Annotated in this window: 1 protein-coding gene; it reads left to right on the top strand. The window is 68.9% G+C overall.

What is annotated here, in order from left to right:
- Positions 1-395 (top strand): hypothetical protein (locus tag ACFQ7Q_RS38170; protein ID WP_383563881.1); only part of this gene is annotated, 395 nt, incomplete at its 5' end.
- Positions 396-1,177 lie beyond the last annotated feature (782 nt).

Below are 1,177 nucleotides of genomic sequence, written 5' to 3'. Positions count from 1 at the left end.
ACCTACGCCCGGTACCACGGCATACGTCCTGGCTGGCAGAGCAGATCGGTCAGAGCGTGGTTCGAGCCATGGAGGAGGGTCTACGAACGCCACCGGCTGTGGTCGGCCGACGGAACATGGGACGGCTGCTGCAGCAGGTCGAGGCCGACGACGCAGCAGATGAGATCGACTGGAACGTCTCAGTTGACTCCACCATCGTGCGAGCCCGTCAACACGCGGCTGGCGCCCGCACCGACCCGTCGCCGGTCATCACGCCAAAGGGGGCCGAACCGCACGTACATCAGGGCGAAACCGCCGGGCAGCGTCTACACGTCCGCCTGGTGGCGGTGGGGGTGGAGCGGCAGGTGAGGCTCCGGGCCGCTCGCGCGGCGGGTTCACCACCAAGCTTCACCTGAGCGCGGACGGCCGATGCCCCCCACCGACACTAGTCGTCCCCCGGGACAGCGAGCGGACTGCACCGAGTTCAGGGCCGCGCCGGAGAAGATCCGAGTTCCGAAAACCGGGCCGGCCCCGCAAGAAGCCCGACAGCCTTGCGGCGGACAAGGCCCACAGCAACGGTCCTATTCGGGACTACCTGCGGCAACGCGGCATCCGGCACACCATCCCGGAGAGACCGACAGCCGGGCCGCCCAGCTCCGCAGAAGGACGCACCGTCGAACTCGACATCCACGCCACCGCCTCCCAACGCGACATGGTCCGCCCGCAGCCTCTGAGGGTCCACCACTCCTGCTGTGCCGTGGGCGGCTCCGGGGGTCCTGCGCATGCCTAGGTCCTTCCCGCGGGAGGCGGGGAGGTGCGACAGCGCCCCGTCGGGCTCGGCGGCAGGCGGGACCAGGTGTGCAGTCGCAGCGGTGGTGGTCCGCGAGGACCGTGGACCGACGCACCTCCACCCGCGGCCCGAGCGCACCCGGGCTGCGCACGCACGCACATCAGCGGCATACGGGAGGCGCCCGCCCTCGCCACCCTGACCTTTGCGGTCTTCATGTGCGGGATCCGTTCGGTTGTGCGAAGAAACGTGCAGAACGGCGGTTACGTGGCCTGGTCAGGCGGTTGGAGTAATGCGCCGGGTGGTGCGACCGGTGGTGCGCCGGAGCCGGTAAGGGCTTGCTGTTGATCGTTGAACGGATGGGTGTAACGGTCAGTGAATGTCAGGGCCACGTCTGTCGCATATGCGTGC

This window comes from Streptomyces sp. NPDC056527, from assembly GCF_042794475.1.
GTDB lineage: Bacteria > Actinomycetota > Actinomycetes > Streptomycetales > Streptomycetaceae > Streptomyces.
Note: the sequence above shows the minus strand (reverse complement) of the source record. Positions and strands in the feature narration are given on the sequence as shown.